This window comes from Mesorhizobium sp. M0119, from assembly GCF_040322615.1.
In the GTDB taxonomy this organism is placed as follows: domain Bacteria; phylum Pseudomonadota; class Alphaproteobacteria; order Rhizobiales; family Rhizobiaceae; genus Mesorhizobium.
The window spans coordinates 44,148-62,087 of the sequence record NZ_JAMYTU010000029.1; the positions used below are offsets into that span (position 1 = coordinate 44,148).

The window sequence follows — 17,940 nt, forward strand, 5'->3', positions numbered from 1 at the left end:
TCAGCTTACGACTTCAATTGAAATCGGGAAATAAAAGCGACAGTCACAGGCGATATCTTCGGCAAGAAAGCTCACTATCGATAATGACCTCATATCGGGACTGTACAGCACCACGCCCTGGGGCGGTCAGGAGGCTAGAAATGGTTGATTTTCAGCCTCATCGAAGCCGTAGGAGCTACCCAAAGGGCCACTAGAGACGTTTACAAACGATCGTTTGTTGATATCTTCGGTGTTTGTACAAACGCCCTTTCCTAAGCTGAGAGACGCCGCAAATGGCCCGTGAAGCGCAAGATCGACGCTCCGGACGACCACAGGGCCGACAAATCGGGTACGCGCGCGTGTCGACGGACGAACAAGCGACGGAAGCGCAGGAAATTGAGCTGCGGTCGGCTGGCTGCGACGTGGTCGTTCAGGAACATGGATCCGGGGCGTCAAGAGCTCGCCCTGCCCTACTGCGGTTGATGAGCGATATCGGCGCCGGCGATGTCCTGGTCGTGGTGCGCCTCGATCGCCTCGCGCGCTCGGTAAGCCATCTTCTTCAGGTGATCGAGGATCTGACTGAGAAGGGCGCGCATTTCCGATCTCTCCGAGATCCGATCGACACGTCGACGCCACAGGGCATGTTTTCGCTACAGGTACTCGGCGCCGTTGCCCAACTCGAGCGTGCGCTGATTTCAGAGCGGACCAAGGCCGGCATTATCGCTGCACGATCGAAGGGGCGGCTGCCAGGCAATCCTGGTATCCGGGAGCGCAGGCCCGAAGCCCTGGCGAAGATGACAGCGGTACAAAAGGCAGCCTATGGCCGACGGCTACAATCAACGATGAACCAGTGGCTTCCGACGGTCCGCCGGATGCGACCCGACCACAACTGGGACGACATCGTTCGGGTCTTGAAGCAGCGCGGCCTCGACTGGACGCCTGAACGACTGCGGCGGGCAGTGAGGTGGCTCGTCACAGAGCACCTGGCCGACTCCACACTGCTAAAGCGGGCGTCTCCTCTGTCTCCCGAAGATCGCCTGATGACTCTCGTGGCAGGGATTTCGCAGTCTAACCCAAACCTGTCGCTCCGCGACATCGCTGGCCAGCTCGAGCGTCTGCATGAGCGAACCCCACGAGGAAGCGCAAAATGGTCTGCCTCCTCAGTCAAGAACCTGCTCGATCGAGCCCGACGGCTTGGACTCGTCGCCGAACTACCTGCGAACTGACCGCCATCCCGCTGCAGAACAGTCCTCAGTTTACGGTCTGTGGCTGACGCTCAACGTTCCCGAGCCGCTTGTACGCGGCCCAGGCATCAGCTGGAACGGCGCTGCCGGCCCGCGCCAGCCAAGCCGCACGATCGGATTCGGTAAGCGAATTCCACCACACCATCCCGGCGGTTTCATCGGGCGTCGGTTGCGGGTCATGTTCTTTTCTCATACCTTCGATGCTCGCATAAGACGCTCGTCCCGACAAGCGCCGCAGCGACCCGCCCAAGCTCATAAAGCGGATCGAAACCCGCCCACCTCATCATGATCCGCGCCCCGGCTTGTCGAGGCTGCGGCGCAACGCATTGCTGATTTCCAGCCGGGATTCGGTGCGCACGACCTTGCCCGCCATCTCCAAATCGACGGCAGCGGCTTCAGCTCCGGTTCCGGTCATTTTCGACGCGTCAAGCTTGGCCCGCAACAAGGCCATCACCATCGGCCAGACCGAGAACTTTCCGACCTTTGCTCGATCTGTCAGGCTGCGCAAATAGCCGCCGGCGCTGTTGATCTGGTCCTGCCGCTGGTAGATCGCGGCAATGGAAATTGCCGCCTGCTGCTCACCCATTGCCGTTCGCGCTTCCTCCCAGGCGCTCGGGCTGACGCCCATGGACGGTCGGGCAACCTCGGCCGCGGCCAGAAATTCACGCCAGTTGCGGATTCCGCCGCCGCCCTTCACCAGCCAAAGCATGTTCGGGCAGGCATCCAGCACGATCCCTAGCGGCAGTTCGCGTTTCGGTAGGCTCCGTACGTTGTCGGTGTCCGCAACGTTTCCGCCCGCTTCATCTTTATTTCCTGAGCCGCTTTCAGATTCAAATTTAGAGTCTGGTTTTGAATTCTGTATGTGGCGCCCATTTTGGGACTCATTGGCGTCCACTTTCTGTGTTTTTACAAATGATTCCAATGCTTCACGCACTTCAGCCCAAAGGCCTTCAAGTTCTTCGGCAATCACCTCGAGAGTCTGCCTAGGTGCAGTGCGTGGTATCTGACCAACAATCGCCTGGTAGGCCTGCTGGACCCTGCCCCAGTTCGCCGGAACGCCTTCCTCAATCCCCGCGTCGATCATCTTGACGATGTCACGGCGGCATATGGTTAGCCGCTCCTTAACGAGACGAAAGGCCTTCTTCTCAGATCTGACCGCTTCCGCAAGATCCTTGAACTCCTCAGCGCGCGCCACGATCGGCGAGATGTCAAAGCCATAGGCTTGCTCGATCTCGCCCGCCTGCCCTTTCCGGGCGAAGCGCTTGCCGTTTGGGCTGTCCCGACGGATGATCAATCCACACTCGACCAGAACGGCCAGGTGTCGCCGTAAGGTCGTTGGGGGCATGCCATTGGCGCGGCGGATCAGCTGCTCGTTGGATGGCCATACAACCAGTTCACTGTCGCCATAAAGTGCCGTGTCCGGATGGAACGACAACAGCGCGTCGAGAATAGCCAAAGCGCGATCAGTGGCGCCCAGAGCGATCCTGGCATCCTTGATATCTTGGAAGACATGCCATTTGTGGACGATCGCGTCCTTCGGCACGGCCCTTGCGGTGACTTGGCTTGAAATCATGCCAAGCGTCATCGGCCGCCGCCCAAAGGGCGTCGTCGCAATATTCGTCTCCATTTTCTTTCACCCTCGATTAGGCAAAAGAAACCTGCTCGCCAAAACGACGCCAATGACTCTTGACAGTGATTCGTGGAGATGCGATTCTCAGAGTGCTTAGTTCAGAGAGAGGCTTCCACGGCTTGCCGTTCGGGGGCCTTTTTCTTTTGCGGTTTTCAGACTCCTTGTTTCGTGATGGACTTCCGAAAGGCCTCAAACAGGTCGTCCAGTTGTCCGGCGATAAACGCTGCGAAACGCGATCCTTCAGCCTCTCCCACCGCAATCATGGTAGTTTTTCCGTTGTCTTTGAGGCTGACGCTGACTGTTTTGTCTGGAGCAGCCCAGGATTTCATAGCAATCTTGGGCTTTGATGGCTTGGCCGGACCCGCAGGTTCTTTGATCGCATTATGATCCGATGGAAGCGTCTCAAGCAGAATAATGAATCTGTCGTCGGACGTTGCCTCGCGGAATTTGTTTTTGCGAATAAGATCGAAAGCTTTTGCGGGTGAGCCGTCTATGGAATAGCGGTTCGAGAATTCCTGCCATCGTCCTCGACCAATCCCGGGAGCTTTACCAATCGATTGCAGTATCTCCTTGTCGACCGATGAGGCGATTTTGATCATCTCGGAGACATGCGATTTTCCTGTCGACAGCGAAGCGCAGATGGTGTCCCGTTTGTATCCCGCTTCCTGCTGCGCAAGCGCAAAAGCGCACTTCTCAATGTATGAAAGATCCTCTCGAGCGGTGTTTTCTTCGCCTTGGAAAATGACTGCTTGTTCATCAGTTAACTCGCGGACGGCCGCTTTGAATCCGATCCCAAGCTGCTTAGCTGCCGCTAATCTTCTGCGACCATAGACGATTTGAAACTCGCCATCCTTGCCTTGTACTGGCCGAACCAGTCCAGGCACAATCTGACCGCGCTCCCGCATGGATTCAGTGATCTCAGCAATGGCGGAAATCTCGTAGGCGTCATCATATCGATCGGTAATAGACGACGGCCGTATTTTGTCGGGATCGAGTTCAATGATCTGTTCGCCTGACTTCAGTAACTTGTCGGCGATATCGCTACGCTCTTGCATTTGGCGAACACCAGCCGCCACCTTCATCAGGTGCGGCGATGACGTGCGGCGGCTGACGCCCTCCTCCGAATTGTCCTCCCCGAGTTGCCCCAAAACAGCAGCAAACATGCCCTTAGAATCTTTACGGCTCACTGTTCACGCCTCCATGCCATTGTGATGAGGCTTTCTATTTCCGCGTTCGCGGCATTGATCGATTCGATTGCACGATCATAAGTTTTAGGTGCCGAAAACCTCGATCGTTGCACTTCATAGAGGCTCTGCTTCCAAGTGAGAGCGTCCGCAACCGCAGTGGATTTGGAGACTGAATTCAGAAGTAAATCCTCGCCAAACACTTGGCGCATTAGGGCCTGCATGTTGGCTTGCGGGTGGTCGTTGGCCTCAAACTTTGTGATGAGGAATTTGGCGAAATCCCAACGTGCGCCTGCACCAGCCTCATCCAGGATTTGCATATAAGATGCGGCCAGCTCCAAAAACTTCCCTGTGGAGTCGACATCGAGCATGTGCGCTGGAACTGGGATTAGGACTCCGGTAGCGGCAGTGAGCGACGAAAGTGTCAGGAAATTGAGTGACGGCGCACAGTCGAGAAGGACGATGTCGTAGTTATCGACGATCTGTTCGAGCGCCTGTGACACTCGAAGCAGAAAACTGGTTCCACCGCTCTTGCGCATCTCAAGGGTGACGGCCGTCTCGAATTCTGTCAGCTCAAGACCGGCGCAGATGACGTCGAATCCGATGATATGCGTCTGATGAATAATCTTTTCCGTTGGCACCGGATCATCAAACCGAATCGCTGAGTAAAGGGTGTCACCTTCTCGGTAGTCAAATCCGGGTAACGCTCCTTGCAGACTTGTCAACGACGCCTGGGGATCCATGTCGACTGCGAGAACGCGATATCCACGTAGTGCCAACCAATGACCCAAGTGAATAGTGGTCGCTGTCTTGGACGATCCACCTTTGAAGTTCGTGATCGCGATGATCTGGCAATCCTCGCCTTTAACACGACGAGGATTGATCCATTTCTTCCGTGCCTTTTCCGCCAGGTGCATCCGAAGGTCCAGCACCTGCTCCACAGAATATAAGCGCTTTCCGGTGGTCGTTGTCTCTGGCTCAGGCCCCTGCCCTTTTAAGGAGACCTGCCGTATGTAAGCTTCAGTCACTCCTAGCAATGCTGCCACTTCCGTCGAAGTGAATTTGCGCATCGTACGAATCGCATCTGGAGGATACTGAGCCAGCGAAAGATTGTTGAGTGCCTTCTCGAGTTTCGTCGAAAAGGTATTCATGAACTGAAGGCTACTTAGATGCCGCGTCACCCAGATTCTCCTCTTGCACCCAGCGCCTATTGATAGCGACTGTGGTTAACAAGCTGTTAACGCCACGCCAACTACGCCAACTTTTCGAATTACGCGGTTTTTCCGTTACTGGAGGTATGCCCGATTCGGAGAATTCGAGCAAATGGACACAGGGCAGTTCCCAGCTGGGAACTTTTCGCTATCGCTGGCTTCCCTGTGCCGTCAAAGTTGCGCATCAGGCATTGAAAAAGACAGCTATGAAGTTGGTTACGCAGCATGGGGGCACGGGCGGGCCCCGTTGCCCGTTTTGTTCTCGTAGATAGTCGACGTTGGTGTACCGGTTGGCCTCTGGCTTCCGCGTACGGCCGCGAGCGACCTACAAAAGCGCAGGTAGGTTTCGGCGCATGGAGAGATACCCCCTCCCCCCACTTTGGCGCGGCGGCGAAATTCCCGTTGTGACGGAGGCACTGAGCTCGCGCAGTCCTAGGGAAGTCACCATCCTTTGCGTCGGGGACGATGGGTTGTGTTTGTAATGCAGCCATGCCGCGCCGCTTCCGATGTCACTTCGGTGAACGCCCCCAGGCAGACAAGTTAGACGCCCCACGGCCCCTACCCTGCAACGAGGCATTCCTTCCGGGCCGAGCGACTCTCGCGAATGGCAACTCAGCGGCTAGGATCTATCGCCAGGCGTCCCACGCGATTTGACAGCAATCAGCACCGTTTGGCACGTGGGCGTCCTGTCCACGCGCACTTTCCTCCAGCGTCGAGCAAGAGGCTCCTGCAGTCGCCAGGCAACTTCCCTCGGGGGCTAGTCCAAGTGTCGGCGAAGGATCCTGGAGAACTCATCGAGAAGCAACTTCTCGCACAACCCGTATTTTGAGTTCCCAGCTGGGAACAGCTCTTCAAGTTGGAGGCTTGCGCCCGCACCAATAAACCTTAGAAACCCATCAACTTGATGGTTGGATCTGTGGCGCCGGGGTGGATTGGCGCATCCAGAGGCACCTGCGGCTGGGGGGCGTACCGCACTCTACAATCCTGACGCCTTAGTTAGATTGACGCGGAAGCGATCGCGCCGGCGCTGGTATTTGCGTGTCATCTCTGCCGAGGCGTGACCAAGCTGCTTCTGCACGTAGCGCTCGTCAACCTCGGCAGAGGAGGCGAGGCCAGCGCGCAGCGAATGGCCGGAAAACTTTTGGCCGCGCTCGCCCTCGGAAAGATCACCGCGCACGCCGGCGGCCAAGGCCGCGCGTTTGACCAGCCGCGCCACCTCCTGATCGTTGAGCCGCTCGGCGCCCACAGCTTTGCCCTGCCCCGTGACGCGGCGGAAGAGGGGGCCATGCGCGATGCGGGCCAGCTTCAGCCAGGTCTGCAGGGCGACGACCGGGCAGGTGGCATCGGACGAGCCGCGGCCAATCTCGACCTCGCGCCAGCCGGTCTTGCCTCGCAGCGTAACCAGCACGCCCTTGTCCGGGAAAAATTCAATCCAGCCGCAGCCGTCCTCGGTTTGATCGCGCGCAACATCGAGGCCCACGATTTCGGAGCGGCGCAAGCCGCCGGCGAAGCCCAAAAGCAACATGGCGCGGCCGCGCAGACCGCGCAGCGTGCCACGATCGAGCGTTTCCAGCATGGCGACAAGATCGTCGCGCAGGATGGCTTCCTTTTGACGGGGAGGGGAGGCGTGTTTATTGCGGATGCCGGCGAGCACGGTGGCGATATGCCGGTCCTTCCGGTCGAGCGGTTGACCGCGTTGCGTATAGTTCCAGGTCAGCGACGACAGGCGGCGCTCAATGGTCGACACAGACTTTTTGTCCCGTTCCGATCCTGAGGCCTGGGCCGTGATGTAGAGGCCGACGACTTGTGGATCTGGCGGCAGCGGATCAAACGCCTGGCGCCGGCACCAGGCGCAAAAATGCTTCCAGTCGGCGGCATAGGCGCGACGGGTGTTTGCCGAACTCGCCGCCTCGACGTAATCGCGCGCGCGGTCGGCCAGCTTTTCGAGATGGGCAGGCAGTGATGCTCGTCGCGAGTCGAGGACCTGCGTGGGAGGAGCGGGAGCCTCATCCGGATGCCCCATTTCCATGACGACGTCGACAATGTCAGGCAGGTCGCTGGTGTCGACCGCGTCGATGGGCGTCATGAAATTACGGGGACTGCCCATCGAAACTCTCGATCATTTGAATGTCACAGTGGTGCGATTCTGAGAGCCCCAACGTGCGACCAAAGCGCCCAATTGTCCACCGCGAGGTGCTTGACCAGTAGCTCCCGAGATTTGCGCCGGTCGCGTACGACCACACGCTGGGTCGTGCTTTAGCATGACCGGGCGACGGACCATGTCCGATCCAGTGTTGACCCTCCTAGGGCCCTCTTTCTCAGTGCCGATCCTTGCCTTCATGTTCAACATCCCTTATGTTTCGTTCAACAGGAGAATCCAGGATGAGCGTACGTGGCGCAACGGCAGCCGAAAGCGAGGAGCGGATCGCCCACACCCGGAACCGTCTGGTGCTTGAGCAGGCGAGGGCGGTCGGCCTTCTCGGCGCGGCCAAGAACACACGCCTTTCCGGGAGGGTGCCGTCGGAATTGATCGAGGCGGCAAAAAAGCGCGCTCATGTGACCTCCGACACTGAACTGCTGGAGCTCGCCTTGTCGCGGCTGGCCCTCGAGGACGATTTTGGCGCCCAGCTCGTCCGCCGCAAGGGCAGCATCTCCGCAGACATTGATCTTGGCGTTTGATCTCGGGAGCGCACTGCGTTCCCTCAAACCACAGCGGCGTGCCGGCGGGCTGGAACGGCGGCCGGATTCCGCTCTGTCCTGGGCAGGGGACCAGCCGCCTGTCGGCGGTGCATTGCTTCTCGACACGAGCGTCTATCTGGATGTCCTTCAGGGGCGCACGCCCAAAGTGGTCGATGACCTTCTGATCTATAGGCTCTGTCAGCACTCGGCCGTCTGCCTTGCCGAGCTCAGCCACCTGTTCGGCCGGCTCGACCCAGCGCACCCCACGACGAAGTCGGTCCTGAAAGTGGTTGCAGGCACGATTGAAGACATTCCAGTGCACCGGCTGCATGCACCCGACGCCACCGCCTGGGGACGCGCCGGCATGCTTGCCGGCCTGCTGTTCCGGCTGAGCCGTCTGCCGAAAGGGGAGGGCCATGAACGCCGCTTCCTCAACGATGCGCTGATCTTTCACCAGGCCGGTCTGCTGGGCGCGACGGTCCTGACCGGCAATGTTGGGGATTTCGATTACCTCAACCAGCTTGTTCCGTCGGTGCGTGTGATCTTCTACCGGCCGGTGACAGACTTGCGCCCGCAGGGTTGAAAGCGTCTGTGGCAGATGCCCGTGCACCGTGATCGTCCAACCTCCTTTAATGACCACCAGTCTTCAAAAAGGTCGCTGACACTCTCCTGCGACCGTTGAACCGCGGGCGACAGCGGCCATTTCTAACGTAATGACAGACACGAACGATAAGGCATTATCGTTCGTCATTGTGCAACGACAGGCTGTGCGTTTGAGCCCTCGAATGATGGCGTAAAGCGCACGCCCAGTTTACCATGTCAGACATGATTCGAGCCGACCCCTCACCTGTTAGCGCTCCTCTGCCGCCGCGTGTGCCGGGCTGGGCGCTGCCAGACGGGCCAGTTTCGAGCGATGCCGATGCCGCGTTTTGGGCTGGGGCAGCCTTGACTTCGCTCGATAATCTGGTGCGTTCGGAGCCGCCCTGGGCCGGTGCCTGGCGGCAGGGGCGGGCCTTGAAATGCGCCGCCGCCGCCGTTCGGCTGGCCGGCCGCAGCGAGGACGAGGCCGCCCTGCGCGATGCCTGGTATATGCGTCCCCCCGACACCGATCCTGGACCTGCCGGCGCTGTTTTGGGCGCCTGGCGACAACTGGCGTTGCGGCCGCCGGTGGTCAATGCCGCGAGACTGGCCGAAGTGGTCGCGCTGCTCGGCTTGCGCTGGGACGATGCCTTTGCCGATCTTCCCGAGGTGATCGACAATCTTGCCCGTTCCGGGCGACCGGCGCCGTTCGCTGCCGGGGCAATCGCCGGCTACGTGGTCGCAATGCGGTCGGAGGCCGAAACGCTGGCCTGGTGGTGTGCCGATCTGGTCTTGGCGCAAAAGCTGCGCTGGTCGCGGCCCGTGCCAATGTTGGTGGCGCAGGCGTTTGCTCCGGCCTTCCATGCTGAAGGCGGACGCGGCAAACGGATCCGGCCTGGAGGGGAAGGGTTTGAGCGGGCAGTATGCGTGGCGCTGGCGCAGGGCGCGGCGGATGCCTGCCGGGTCGCCGGCGAAATTTCTCGGCGGGCTGAGCGGCTTATGGCGGTGGCGCCTAAGCTCCGCGCCAAAGGCGCAGGTGAGGCGATCGCAAAACTGCTCGACAATGATGCCGTCTCCGGCTCGCTCGTGACCAAAAACCTGTCGCGGTTCGGGTCACGGCGGCTGTTCGACCGGTTGATAGAATTCGAGGCAGTGCGTGAATTGTCGGGACGGCCGACCTTCCGGCTGTATGGGCTCTAGCGATGGCCGACCAAACGGCCCAGAGAAAAGAAAATGCCCAGCCATCGCTGCTCGACACTGAGTTGGAACACCTGCCGGCGGAGTTGCGCTGGCGCGAATGGATGGGTCGCGTCGAAGCGGTGATTTTTGCGGCCAACACGCCGGTGATGCGCGAGACGCTGGCGCGGGTCGTCGGAAGAAGCTGCAACATCGACCTGGTTATCGACGACATTCGCGAAGAATTGCGCGGCCGGCCCTATGAACTGGTGTCGGTCGCCGGCGGTTGGCAGCACCGGACCAGGAGGGTCTACTCCGATGCAATTCGAGCTGCCACGGGGCAGGGTACGGATGGCGGGCCGGGGTCAAAACCCCTGTCGCAGTCCGAGGCGCTGATCTTGATGTGCATTGCGTATTTCCAGCCGATCACCCGGGCCGAGCTGTCGAGCTTCTTCGGCAAGGAGATCTCGCGCGACCTGATCGGCGTGCTGCGATCGCAGGATTTTATCGCTTCGGGTCCGCGCTCGCCGCAACCTGGCGCGCCCTATACTTATGTGACGACGAAAACTTTTCTCTCGCAGTTCGGGCTCGACACGCTGCGCCAGCTACCGGATTTCGAGGCGCTTGAGGACGCAGGGCTGCTGTCGAAGGAGAAGCTGCTGGCCGGCGATATTCCAGCCGGGCTGGCGAGCGGGGAGGGCGACGGCGAGGACGATGTCGTTGGGGACCAAGCGCCGTGACGGGGGACGTCGTCGCGTTGCGATCCCAGAGACGGTCGATAACTCAGCACCAGGACGACTGGTCGTGCGGCAACCGTTGATCGGGATCGTGAACCGCGACATGGTCGCTGTCGACAAGATTGGCCGGAAAGATCACCAGATTGGTGCCGCCGGCGTGACGCAGCGACGGAAACAGGATGCCGCGAAGTCCGGCGGTGATGACCAGATCCGCGAGCTTCCACGATGGCGGGATCTTCTTGTCGATGCGAGCGACCTGGCGCCAGGCACAATCCCACTCCTTCCACGGGCCGTCCCAGATGTCCGGGTCGAAACCCTGCGAAAGGTCGGCTACCTCGGCGAGCGTGATCTTGTAAGCGGCAAGGGTGGCGGGCGGGGTGATGCTGGCTCCCTGCTTGTATTCATCAAGCGCCGTCTGGGTCGCACGCGACAGATAAAGTGCTTCGATGCCTGGCCGGTTGAAACGACCGCCGTCCATCGCTGCGCCTGCACCGCTGGTGGGCAGGAAAGCCCATTTGGGAGTCAGATAGCGATGGAAGATTTCGTCTGGACCGATGCGGGTGATCCTCACCCGCGCGCACCATTCTCGAGATCCCGGATAAAGGCCAGAACCGCCTCGACCTGGCCGCCCGCGACGAGCTCGGCTGCGGTACGATGGCCATAGTCGGCGATCGGTTCATTGCGGTACCAAAAGATCGCCTTGTTGACGTCGCCGGTGAGTTCCGTCGCCGCCGAGATCACTTTCACCATCTCGCGCATCCGGCCCTGCAGGCGCTCCGATGAGGGATTGCGGAGCGTGTTGCGGTGGACACCGGTCAGCTGGGCCAAGTTGGCCACCTTCACGCCCAGCGCCTGCGACAGGCGCTTCGGCGAGATATAAGGCGTGCGCGGCTCCTGCAGGCTATCGACAAAGCCGGAAATCACCGTGGAATGTGCGAGCTGTGCGTGGGCCATGACAAATCTCCGACCTCTCATATGCACAATATATGCACATTCCGATGCATAGCAAGTGGACGGAGGCATCGTCTTGTCCCCAACATGGAGCTGACCGGTTCGGTTGCTCCCGGCGGCATGCGTAGCGCCGGCACCGATTCCACCGCACAGGCATCCGATGCCCAGGACGAAAGGATTGCACGCTTCTCCTGGACGTCCAGCGTCGCGTCAGTCAGCACGTCCTGAGGTCGCTCGAAATGCCGTGCTGGATGGAGCAACCGGTCAAGAAAAACATCAGGACCCTCGGGCCCGATTGGGGGAAAACTCGTCGAAATGGCTCCTTCCATCGATGGTCCTCCGCTTTGAATAGTCTCCTTTGTTGATGTCATCTTTGGTGGCTCTCGCGATTTTCACCAGCCGAAATTTTGGAGAGTTTCGAGCAAATTTCAATGGCCCGACAAGGCCAAATCCTCGCAGTTCAGCCCACGATCAACATTTTTTCGAACCGGTGAAACAATCGGCGTGAATGTCAGTTGTTGCGTCTGGGAAAAGTCGCGCGGCAGCGCCAGGGCGGTCGGGCAGGAGAATCAATCATGTCTTACATTGCCAGGAAGCGACTGAGCATGGGCCTCGTCGCAGGAATCTTGATGCTCTCGGCTGGCGGCTTTGCTCCGGTTTCAGCACAGGAAATCCCGAACGACTTCAGCGCAATCCTGCGTCAGAAGCTGCCGGCCGTGGTCGCGATCACGACGAGGCAGATCATCCAGGACCAAACGATGCTCGACGATTTTCTCAACCCCTTCGACAGCCGCGGGCCTGCCCAGCCGCAGGTGCGAGAAGCTCTCGGCTCCGGCTTCGTGGTCAGTCCGGAGGGCTACATCGTCACCAACAATCATGTCGTGGCCGACTCCACCGAAATCCACGTCGTATTCTCCGATAAGGAGACTTCGCGCGCGCGACTTGTGGGCCGCGATCCAGCAACCGACATCGCGGTGCTGAAGGTCGATCCACGCCCCAACATGACGACCACCGCCTGGGGTGACTCTGACGCAATGCAGCCGGGTGCCTGGACGATCGCGATTGGCAGTCCCTTCGGGCTCGGGGGAACCGTGACCGTCGGCGTTCTTTCCGCCCGCTCGCGCGACATCCAGGCCGGCCCTTACGACGATTTCCTCCAGACAGACGCCTCGATCAACAGAGGCAATTCCGGCGGCCCGCTGTTTAACGCGCGCGGCGAAGTGATCGGCGTCAACACGGCCATCGTCTCGCCATCGGGCGGCAGCATCGGCATCGGTTTCGCCGTGCCGTCCCGAACTGCACGAAGCGTCGCCGATCAGCTGATCCGTACCGGCCGGATTGACCGCGGCTTCATCGGAGTGCGTCTCCAGGAGGTGACGCCGTCGCTTGCCCAAGCGCTTGGGATATCGAGCACCAAGGGAGCGCTGGTCGCCTCGGTCGAGCCCGGCAGTCCGGCGGAGAAGGCCGGCCTACAATCGGGCGATGTAATCACCCGGTTCAGCGGCAAGGACATCCAGGGCGTCCATGACTTGACACTGGCGGCAGCGAACGAAAAGCCAGGGTCGAAAGCGACGCTGACAAGGAACCGCGGCGGCTCCCAGCAGGAGGTGGAGCTGACCGTCGGCCAACGCAAGGACGAGGAGGTGCAGACCGGTGCCGTTCCGAGTCCGGAAGCGGCGGACCAACGCCTCGGGCTGTCGCTCAGCACCATTCCGGACGAAGCGCGCCAGCAACTCGGTCTGCAGCCGGGTACCACCGGCGTGTTTATCCAGGAAGTGGCGCCGAATAGCCCCGCCGCCGAGAACGGCCTTCGACCTGGCGACGTGATTGTCTCGGCCAACAACCGGGATGTGGCACAGCCGTCAGATATCCAGGAGGAGTGGGCAAGATCCCGGCAGCAGCACAAGCCCATTCTGTTGCGCATAAACAGGCAAGGACAATCGCTCTTCATTGCCCTAGCTGCTTCCTGACGTAGCGTGCGTCGAAACCAAAAATGTGGCAAAGTTTCCGTTCCGTATCCGAAAGAACGGAATCAGGTCGCCGGAGCCCAAACATCACTCCAGCCGCCTCCTCCCATCTCGCGCGCGGCAAAAAGCAGCCAGCCGGCCGTGGCTCCCATCATCGTCCGCACTTGAGCAGCTCGTGCCGAGCCCGTGTCAATTTTGACGCACTCCGTTCCTATATAGCGTGATAGAAGACCTTCGCCGCGTTGGCGATGATGAAGACCGGCCTTGCCGGAACCGCGCAGCGAGCGCCCTTCCCGAAGACGCCATATGACCACATCTCGCACGGTCATTGTTGAGACGGCAGCGTCAAAGTTCGCCGCATCAGTTGCAACGAGTTCTGGAAAATCAGGCCGGACTTGATGCCAGCGAATGATAACGTCAGGTCGGCTCGCCGTGTTCTGCATCGCTCGTTGTCGATGGGTGGCGATCATAATCGATGGGCGGGGCAACATAACTTCGGCCTCGGCTCTGCCGAACTCCCTGCCGATTTGGAATGCCGCTGAAAGCTGTCTCATGAACGGAGGGCTGCACGTATTTTGGAGGCATCGTTGGATCTTCCCGCTTTCATTTAGTCGACAATAGCTGGTCCGCTTGGAACGGCAGTCCGTCACCGTTCAAAAGCCACCCGTCGAGGCGGCCCTTTCATTAGGAACCCCTCCACATGACCAAACCCACCCCAACGCGCCGCGGCGCCAACACCGACGTGCGTGCGACCGTGAAGCGGCAGCACCTGCAGGTTCAACACTGGCTTTCGCAGGCGATGCCGTCTTTGTCGCGGTCTAGCTTGCGGCCCCAAGAGCAGTTGGCTGGGTACCAACTTGCTTCATCGCACGAGCTGATTTGGGAACAGGTGCGCCGCGGCTCGCATGAATAGCCGCTTTGTGCGACCTGATGGCGGTTGATTAAGCCAAGCGGCTGGTTAGAAAGCGGCCGGTTGTCGGCATGCGCTAGACGCCACACCCAAGGCGCCTGAAAAGTTCCGGCCCACAGACCGAGCTTTGCCGCCTCTGCCTTCGCCTGCTGCCCCGCATAGGCGCCGTGGCTGTAGAGGGGCCAGTCCAGTGCCAAGCCCTGCTCGACAAGCCAGCGCTGAACGCTACGACCGCCCGCCCGATCGCAGTTCCCGACAAGACGCCCGTACCGATCACGATCGACAAAACTGCAATGCAGCGGTCGCGAAGCTGCCAGGAACTTGTCCAAGGCTTGGGCAGCGCGGCGCCCGCATGGGTAGTCAAAGCCCTTGGCGTCGTCGCAGTGCTGACGGCTCTCGGGCGCGTCGATGCCATTGAAACGAATCCTTTGGCCTGCAATCTCTACTGTGTCGCCATCGATCACCGAGGCGCGGCCTTCCATGTGGCCAGGCAATGGTTCTGTCCAGTTTGTTATCGTGCTCTGTTGGCCGGCGGTGCTCTGGATCGCGAATTGGGTGACTGCGGCGGCAAGCGTGCCGGCGCCGAGGAAGATCAGCCCCAAGAGGGGTCGCGGCAGCCGCCGTAACGGCATTCTTCTGCCGGCGCGCCTTCGCCAGCGGTCAGCCTGATTGGCGCCTTGATAACGGTGGCCTTTGCCCACGCCCGCTCTCCCGGAAGAGAGAATGCCGCCATTCCGGGCGAGAGTCCAGAAGCTGCACTAGCCGGTCGGCAACTGGTCAACGCGGGGGGCACCGGCTCAGCCTTTCAACCGTCTCAACTATGGCCTTCGCAAGCGGGCATCAAGGTCCGCGTGAAGCACCTCCGGGGCGAGGAAGACCTTCGGCACGCCTCGCTGCAGGATTTTTGGGATGAAGACTAGAACGCCGTTTGTGTCTCCAAGACGCGACAACGCAAAGTTCACCGGCCCGGCCAAGCGCCGACTATTTGACAAGCGCGCAAATGGCGTATGCTGTCAGCGTCCAAGCTGTTGGGGACGTAGCGGCTACATGCGCTTGTGCTACCCACCCTGGAGCTGGGGAAGTAACCGGCAAGCTCCTAGAAATTAGAGCATTTGAATTTGACGCGCTGGCACCGCCACCTATGACGACTTTTGGCTTGGGACACCAAGCCTGTGCGGATTTGTCTGGGCTTGTATCACTCGCGCTTGCATACTGGGTGATTTCCCAACCGCCGACGCCGTCCTTCCCCGCCGGACCCTCAGCCCCCATTGCACCTCTAGGTCCCTGCTTGCCGGGAAGACCTTGTGGACCGACAGGCCCTTGGGGCCCTGGGGGGCCTGCCGTTGTGCAACCTGCAAGGAGGGCGACGCATGCTAGAGCGGTAATAATTCTCATGACCACCTTCCCGGTTTCCCGGTGAGTTGACGACAAAAAACATTCGCCAAATCAACCGAATGTACCACCACGCGATTGTCGTGGATAGGAACGCGATCGGCGGCTAACGGAACGTCGCATATGCGCCGTGACGACGGGCGGCCAGCAATCGTAGCGTAGAGTGTTGACGCGCCTTCCTTGCCGTTGAAGCTCTCGATGAAGCCGTATCCGGCATGATGTTCTTGGTGCCATCGTTTGTTCGGTACGTCAGGTTCGTTAAGCTTGGCGCATCCGGGCCACGGGGCACCGGGAGCACGCAAGTGCGGGCAGGCCGGCGTATGCAGATGAACTGCGAGTTCGAGCACATTATCTGGCCGCCCCTACGACTCGCCCGGATGCGCTGCGAGTGCGGATCCGTATTTGTCGTGTTGCCCGCTCGCTCCCTGTTCGTGACCAACGATGGAGGGAACCGTGCGTATTATCGGCATGGACATACACCGCGTAGCCGCCGAGGTCGTGTCGTTGCTTGATGGCGAGATCGTCAAGCTCGGCCGCGTTCAAATGCTGCGCAACAAGCTCGAGGAGTTCGCCAGGAAGGAACTCACCCACGATGATCATGTGGTGATCGAGGCCACGGGCAATGCTGCTGCCGTCGCTGAAGTGCTGTCGCCCTACGTCGATCGGATCGTGATCGCCAATCCCAAGCAGGTGCACATGATCGCGCACGCGAAGGTGAAGACTGACACGATCGACGCCACTGTCCTTGCGAAGCTCTACGCCTCGGGCTTTCTGCCGGAGGTCTGGGTTCCGGATCCGGGGACCCTTGCCCTCCGAAGACAGGTCACCAGGCGGACACAGCTGGTTCGCCAGCGTTCGCGGCTGAAGAACCTGATCCAGTCAATCCTCCACGCCCACCTGATCCCGCCGTGTCCGCATGGGAACCTCGTCGGGATCAGCGGGCGCAAATGGCTGACGAGGCAAATATTGCCTGCGGATGAGCGCGCCGCCATCGAGCGCCACCTCGGCTTGATTAACCAGATCAACGAGACGTTGACGGTGGTCGAGGCGGATATAGCCGTACATGCCCTTCAGGATCCGACAATCCGCCGCCTGATGACGTTGCCCGGCCTCGACGTCACCGTGGCTGCGAGCGTTGCCGCGGCAATCGGCGACATACGGCGCTTCAGCGATCCACAGAAGCTCGTTGACTATCTTGGCCTCAATCCGAGCGTGCGGCAGTCCGGTGAGGGGCCAGCCTATGACGGGCGCATCACGAAGCAGGGCCGCGGCCATGCGCGGGGGATGCTGGTCGAGGCGGCATGGGCGGCTGTGCGATCGCCAGGACCTCTTCGCGCCTCCCACAAGCGGATCGCCTCGCGCCGCGGGAAGCACATCGCGGCCGTCGCCACTGCGCGCAAGCTTGCAATGATCATCTGGCACATGCTGAGCAAGGATACCGCAAAAAAGCCTCGGCGCTGGGTCGTTGCGCCGAGGCTTTGGGCACGTACAAGCTACACCAACATGTCCGTTTATAAACGTGCGCTAATAATGTAAAAAACGGTGAACCACGCACAGGCGGAAGGGCGCACGCTCAAAGCTGGGGTGAAGCGGCAATATCAGTCATGACAAGTTGCGCGCCCTGATTGTTCCACCTGGCTTTCGACCGAACGAGGGGACGAGGATGTCGGCTGTGTTGATTTGGCAAGATGATGTACTCCGTCACCGCTCATGCCGATGAAGGGAGGCTTGAACCGCAAATCTCGAAATGTCTAGTGATGGCCACTGGGACCCCGCACATTCGGGGATTCGAAGCTGATTTTCAGGTGGTGCTAAGCAAGGCCGGCAAGGTGGAGACGATCACCGTTATGCTAGGTATGCTCATACATCGCGCTTTGCTCTGAGTGGCGGCCCAGCAGCTTGGGTTAGGGGGGCCGCTGGGCCTGACCAGCGAGCGTTCGGGAATGCTCGACTGGCCGGTTAGTATTTTAGATAAATCTAATATAATCGAACCATGCGAACGAAGTACGCGGCGGTAAGAAAGTGGCTGGCGTCCGATTCACTTACCGCGCGGTTTTGCCTTGGGTTCTGGCGAGCTTTCGGAGGGGTTTGCAGCCAATTTTGCAGATCGCCGATCTGTTACCCACAGGGACTTTTTCCTCGCCACCAAATCGTCACGATCGCCCTCAGCGGTCGCTCGGCTATGCATCGCAGCTATGGCGTAGTCGGCTCTGTTGGTTCGATAGTCTTCTTTTTGGACAGTCATCGTTTGCTCCCAGTTTCATAGCCCCTCTTTTTGCCCTTGCGGGGAGATTAACTGCC

Annotated in this window: 14 protein-coding genes and 2 pseudogenes; 7 read left to right on the top strand and 9 right to left on the bottom strand. The window is 60.0% G+C overall.

Annotation, left to right across the window (positions count from 1 at the left end; translation table 11 throughout):
• Positions 1-272 precede the first annotated feature (272 nt).
• On the top strand, positions 273-1,205 hold the full coding sequence (locus NKJ40_RS23190) for a recombinase family protein (protein WP_031195486.1): 933 nt from the start codon (positions 273-275) through the stop codon (positions 1,203-1,205).
• Positions 1,206-1,506: 301 nt separating this feature from the next.
• Here NKJ40_RS23190 and repC read toward each other — a convergent pair whose 3' ends face one another.
• From repC to NKJ40_RS23210, 4 genes are all read right to left on the bottom strand, one after another.
• Complete coding sequence (gene repC / locus NKJ40_RS23195) at positions 1,507-2,850, bottom strand: plasmid replication protein RepC (protein WP_023723128.1); 1,344 nt, start codon at positions 2,848-2,850, stop codon at positions 1,507-1,509.
• A gap of 155 nt (positions 2,851-3,005) precedes the next feature.
• Positions 3,006-4,040, bottom strand: coding sequence for a plasmid partitioning protein RepB (gene repB / locus NKJ40_RS23200; RefSeq protein ID WP_031195483.1), 1,035 nt, complete (start codon positions 4,038-4,040; stop codon positions 3,006-3,008).
• Positions 4,037-5,218, bottom strand: a complete 1,182-nt coding sequence (gene repA / locus NKJ40_RS23205; protein WP_023749471.1) for a plasmid partitioning protein RepA — start codon at positions 5,216-5,218, stop codon at positions 4,037-4,039. The genes repB and repA overlap by 4 nt, the downstream gene beginning before the upstream one ends.
• Positions 5,219-6,224: 1,006 nt before the next feature.
• Positions 6,225-7,355: a site-specific integrase gene (locus tag NKJ40_RS23210; RefSeq protein WP_051409794.1), complete on the bottom strand. Its 1,131-nt coding sequence runs from the start codon at positions 7,353-7,355 to the stop codon at positions 6,225-6,227.
• A gap of 275 nt (positions 7,356-7,630) precedes the next feature.
• Here NKJ40_RS23210 and NKJ40_RS23215 point away from each other — a divergent pair, with 275 nt between their 5' ends.
• The 4 genes from NKJ40_RS23215 (at position 7,631) to scpB (ending at position 10,422) form a co-directional block, all read left to right on the top strand.
• Positions 7,631-7,927 (top strand): hypothetical protein, encoded by a 297-nt coding sequence (locus tag NKJ40_RS23215; RefSeq protein WP_352468047.1) that lies wholly within the window; start codon positions 7,631-7,633, stop codon positions 7,925-7,927.
• Positions 7,917-8,510, top strand: a complete 594-nt coding sequence (locus NKJ40_RS23220) for a type II toxin-antitoxin system VapC family toxin (protein WP_023723123.1) — start codon at positions 7,917-7,919, stop codon at positions 8,508-8,510. The genes NKJ40_RS23215 and NKJ40_RS23220 overlap by 11 nt, the downstream gene beginning before the upstream one ends.
• A gap of 242 nt (positions 8,511-8,752) precedes the next feature.
• Complete coding sequence (locus tag NKJ40_RS23225) at positions 8,753-9,706, top strand: DUF1403 family protein (protein WP_031195481.1); 954 nt, start codon at positions 8,753-8,755, stop codon at positions 9,704-9,706.
• Positions 9,707-9,708: 2 nt separating this feature from the next.
• Positions 9,709-10,422, top strand: coding sequence for an SMC-Scp complex subunit ScpB (gene scpB, locus NKJ40_RS23230; protein ID WP_352468048.1), 714 nt, complete (start codon positions 9,709-9,711; stop codon positions 10,420-10,422).
• Positions 10,423-10,465: 43 nt separating this feature from the next.
• Here the strand turns inward: scpB and NKJ40_RS23235 are convergent, their stop codons facing one another.
• The 3 genes and pseudogenes from NKJ40_RS23235 to NKJ40_RS23245 form a co-directional block, all read right to left on the bottom strand.
• Positions 10,466-10,990 carry an RES family NAD+ phosphorylase gene (locus NKJ40_RS23235; protein WP_023723120.1) on the bottom strand — a complete coding sequence of 175 codons (525 nt, stop codon included), beginning with the start codon at positions 10,988-10,990 and terminating at the stop codon, positions 10,466-10,468.
• Positions 10,987-11,373 carry a hypothetical protein gene (locus NKJ40_RS23240; RefSeq protein ID WP_023680933.1) on the bottom strand — a complete coding sequence of 129 codons (387 nt, stop codon included), beginning with the start codon at positions 11,371-11,373 and terminating at the stop codon, positions 10,987-10,989. The genes NKJ40_RS23235 and NKJ40_RS23240 overlap by 4 nt, the downstream gene beginning before the upstream one ends.
• 89 nt (positions 11,374-11,462) lie before the next feature.
• Positions 11,463-11,699 (bottom strand): annotated as a pseudogene (locus tag NKJ40_RS23245) (hypothetical protein); the annotation flags it as partial.
• Between the two features lie 246 nt (positions 11,700-11,945).
• On the opposite strand from NKJ40_RS23245, the gene NKJ40_RS23250 reads away from it, so the two are divergent.
• A complete protein-coding gene (locus NKJ40_RS23250) occupies positions 11,946-13,340 on the top strand; it encodes a Do family serine endopeptidase (RefSeq protein WP_031195538.1) in 1,395 nt (464 codons plus the stop codon).
• Positions 13,341-13,402: 62 nt separating this feature from the next.
• On the opposite strand, the gene NKJ40_RS23255 is transcribed toward NKJ40_RS23250, so the two are convergent.
• Both NKJ40_RS23255 and NKJ40_RS23260 read right to left on the bottom strand, forming a co-directional pair.
• On the bottom strand, positions 13,403-13,891 hold the full coding sequence (locus tag NKJ40_RS23255; RefSeq protein WP_156937504.1) for a hypothetical protein: 489 nt from the start codon (positions 13,889-13,891) through the stop codon (positions 13,403-13,405).
• Between the two features lie 223 nt (positions 13,892-14,114).
• Positions 14,115-14,948 carry a thermonuclease family protein gene (locus NKJ40_RS23260; RefSeq protein WP_352468049.1) on the bottom strand — a complete coding sequence of 278 codons (834 nt, stop codon included), beginning with the start codon at positions 14,946-14,948 and terminating at the stop codon, positions 14,115-14,117.
• A 1,144-nt stretch (positions 14,949-16,092) separates the two neighbouring features.
• Between NKJ40_RS23260 and NKJ40_RS23265 the strand changes: the two are divergent.
• Positions 16,093-17,073 (top strand): annotated as a pseudogene (locus NKJ40_RS23265) (IS110 family RNA-guided transposase); the annotation flags it as partial.
• Between the last annotated feature and the right edge of the window lie 867 nt (positions 17,074-17,940).

Bases quoted from the DNA above. Each gene is read 5' to 3' on its own strand.
- NKJ40_RS23225 (WP_031195481.1), top strand. From the start codon at position 8,753: ATGATTCGAGCCGACCCCTCACCTGTTAGCGCTCCTCTGCCGCCGCGT.
- NKJ40_RS23215 (WP_352468047.1), top strand. From the start codon at position 7,631: ATGAGCGTACGTGGCGCAACGGCAGCCGAAAGCGAGGAGCGGATCGCC.
- scpB (WP_352468048.1), top strand. From the start codon at position 9,709: ATGGCCGACCAAACGGCCCAGAGAAAAGAAAATGCCCAGCCATCGCTG.
- NKJ40_RS23210 (WP_051409794.1), bottom strand. From the start codon at position 7,355: ATGGGCAGTCCCCGTAATTTCATGACGCCCATCGACGCGGTCGACACC.
- NKJ40_RS23240 (WP_023680933.1), bottom strand. From the start codon at position 11,373: ATGGCCCACGCACAGCTCGCACATTCCACGGTGATTTCCGGCTTTGTC.
- NKJ40_RS23255 (WP_156937504.1), bottom strand. From the start codon at position 13,891: ATGAGACAGCTTTCAGCGGCATTCCAAATCGGCAGGGAGTTCGGCAGA.
- repC (WP_023723128.1), bottom strand. From the start codon at position 2,850: ATGGAGACGAATATTGCGACGACGCCCTTTGGGCGGCGGCCGATGACG.
- NKJ40_RS23250 (WP_031195538.1), top strand. From the start codon at position 11,946: ATGTCTTACATTGCCAGGAAGCGACTGAGCATGGGCCTCGTCGCAGGA.
- NKJ40_RS23190 (WP_031195486.1), top strand. From the start codon at position 273: ATGGCCCGTGAAGCGCAAGATCGACGCTCCGGACGACCACAGGGCCGA.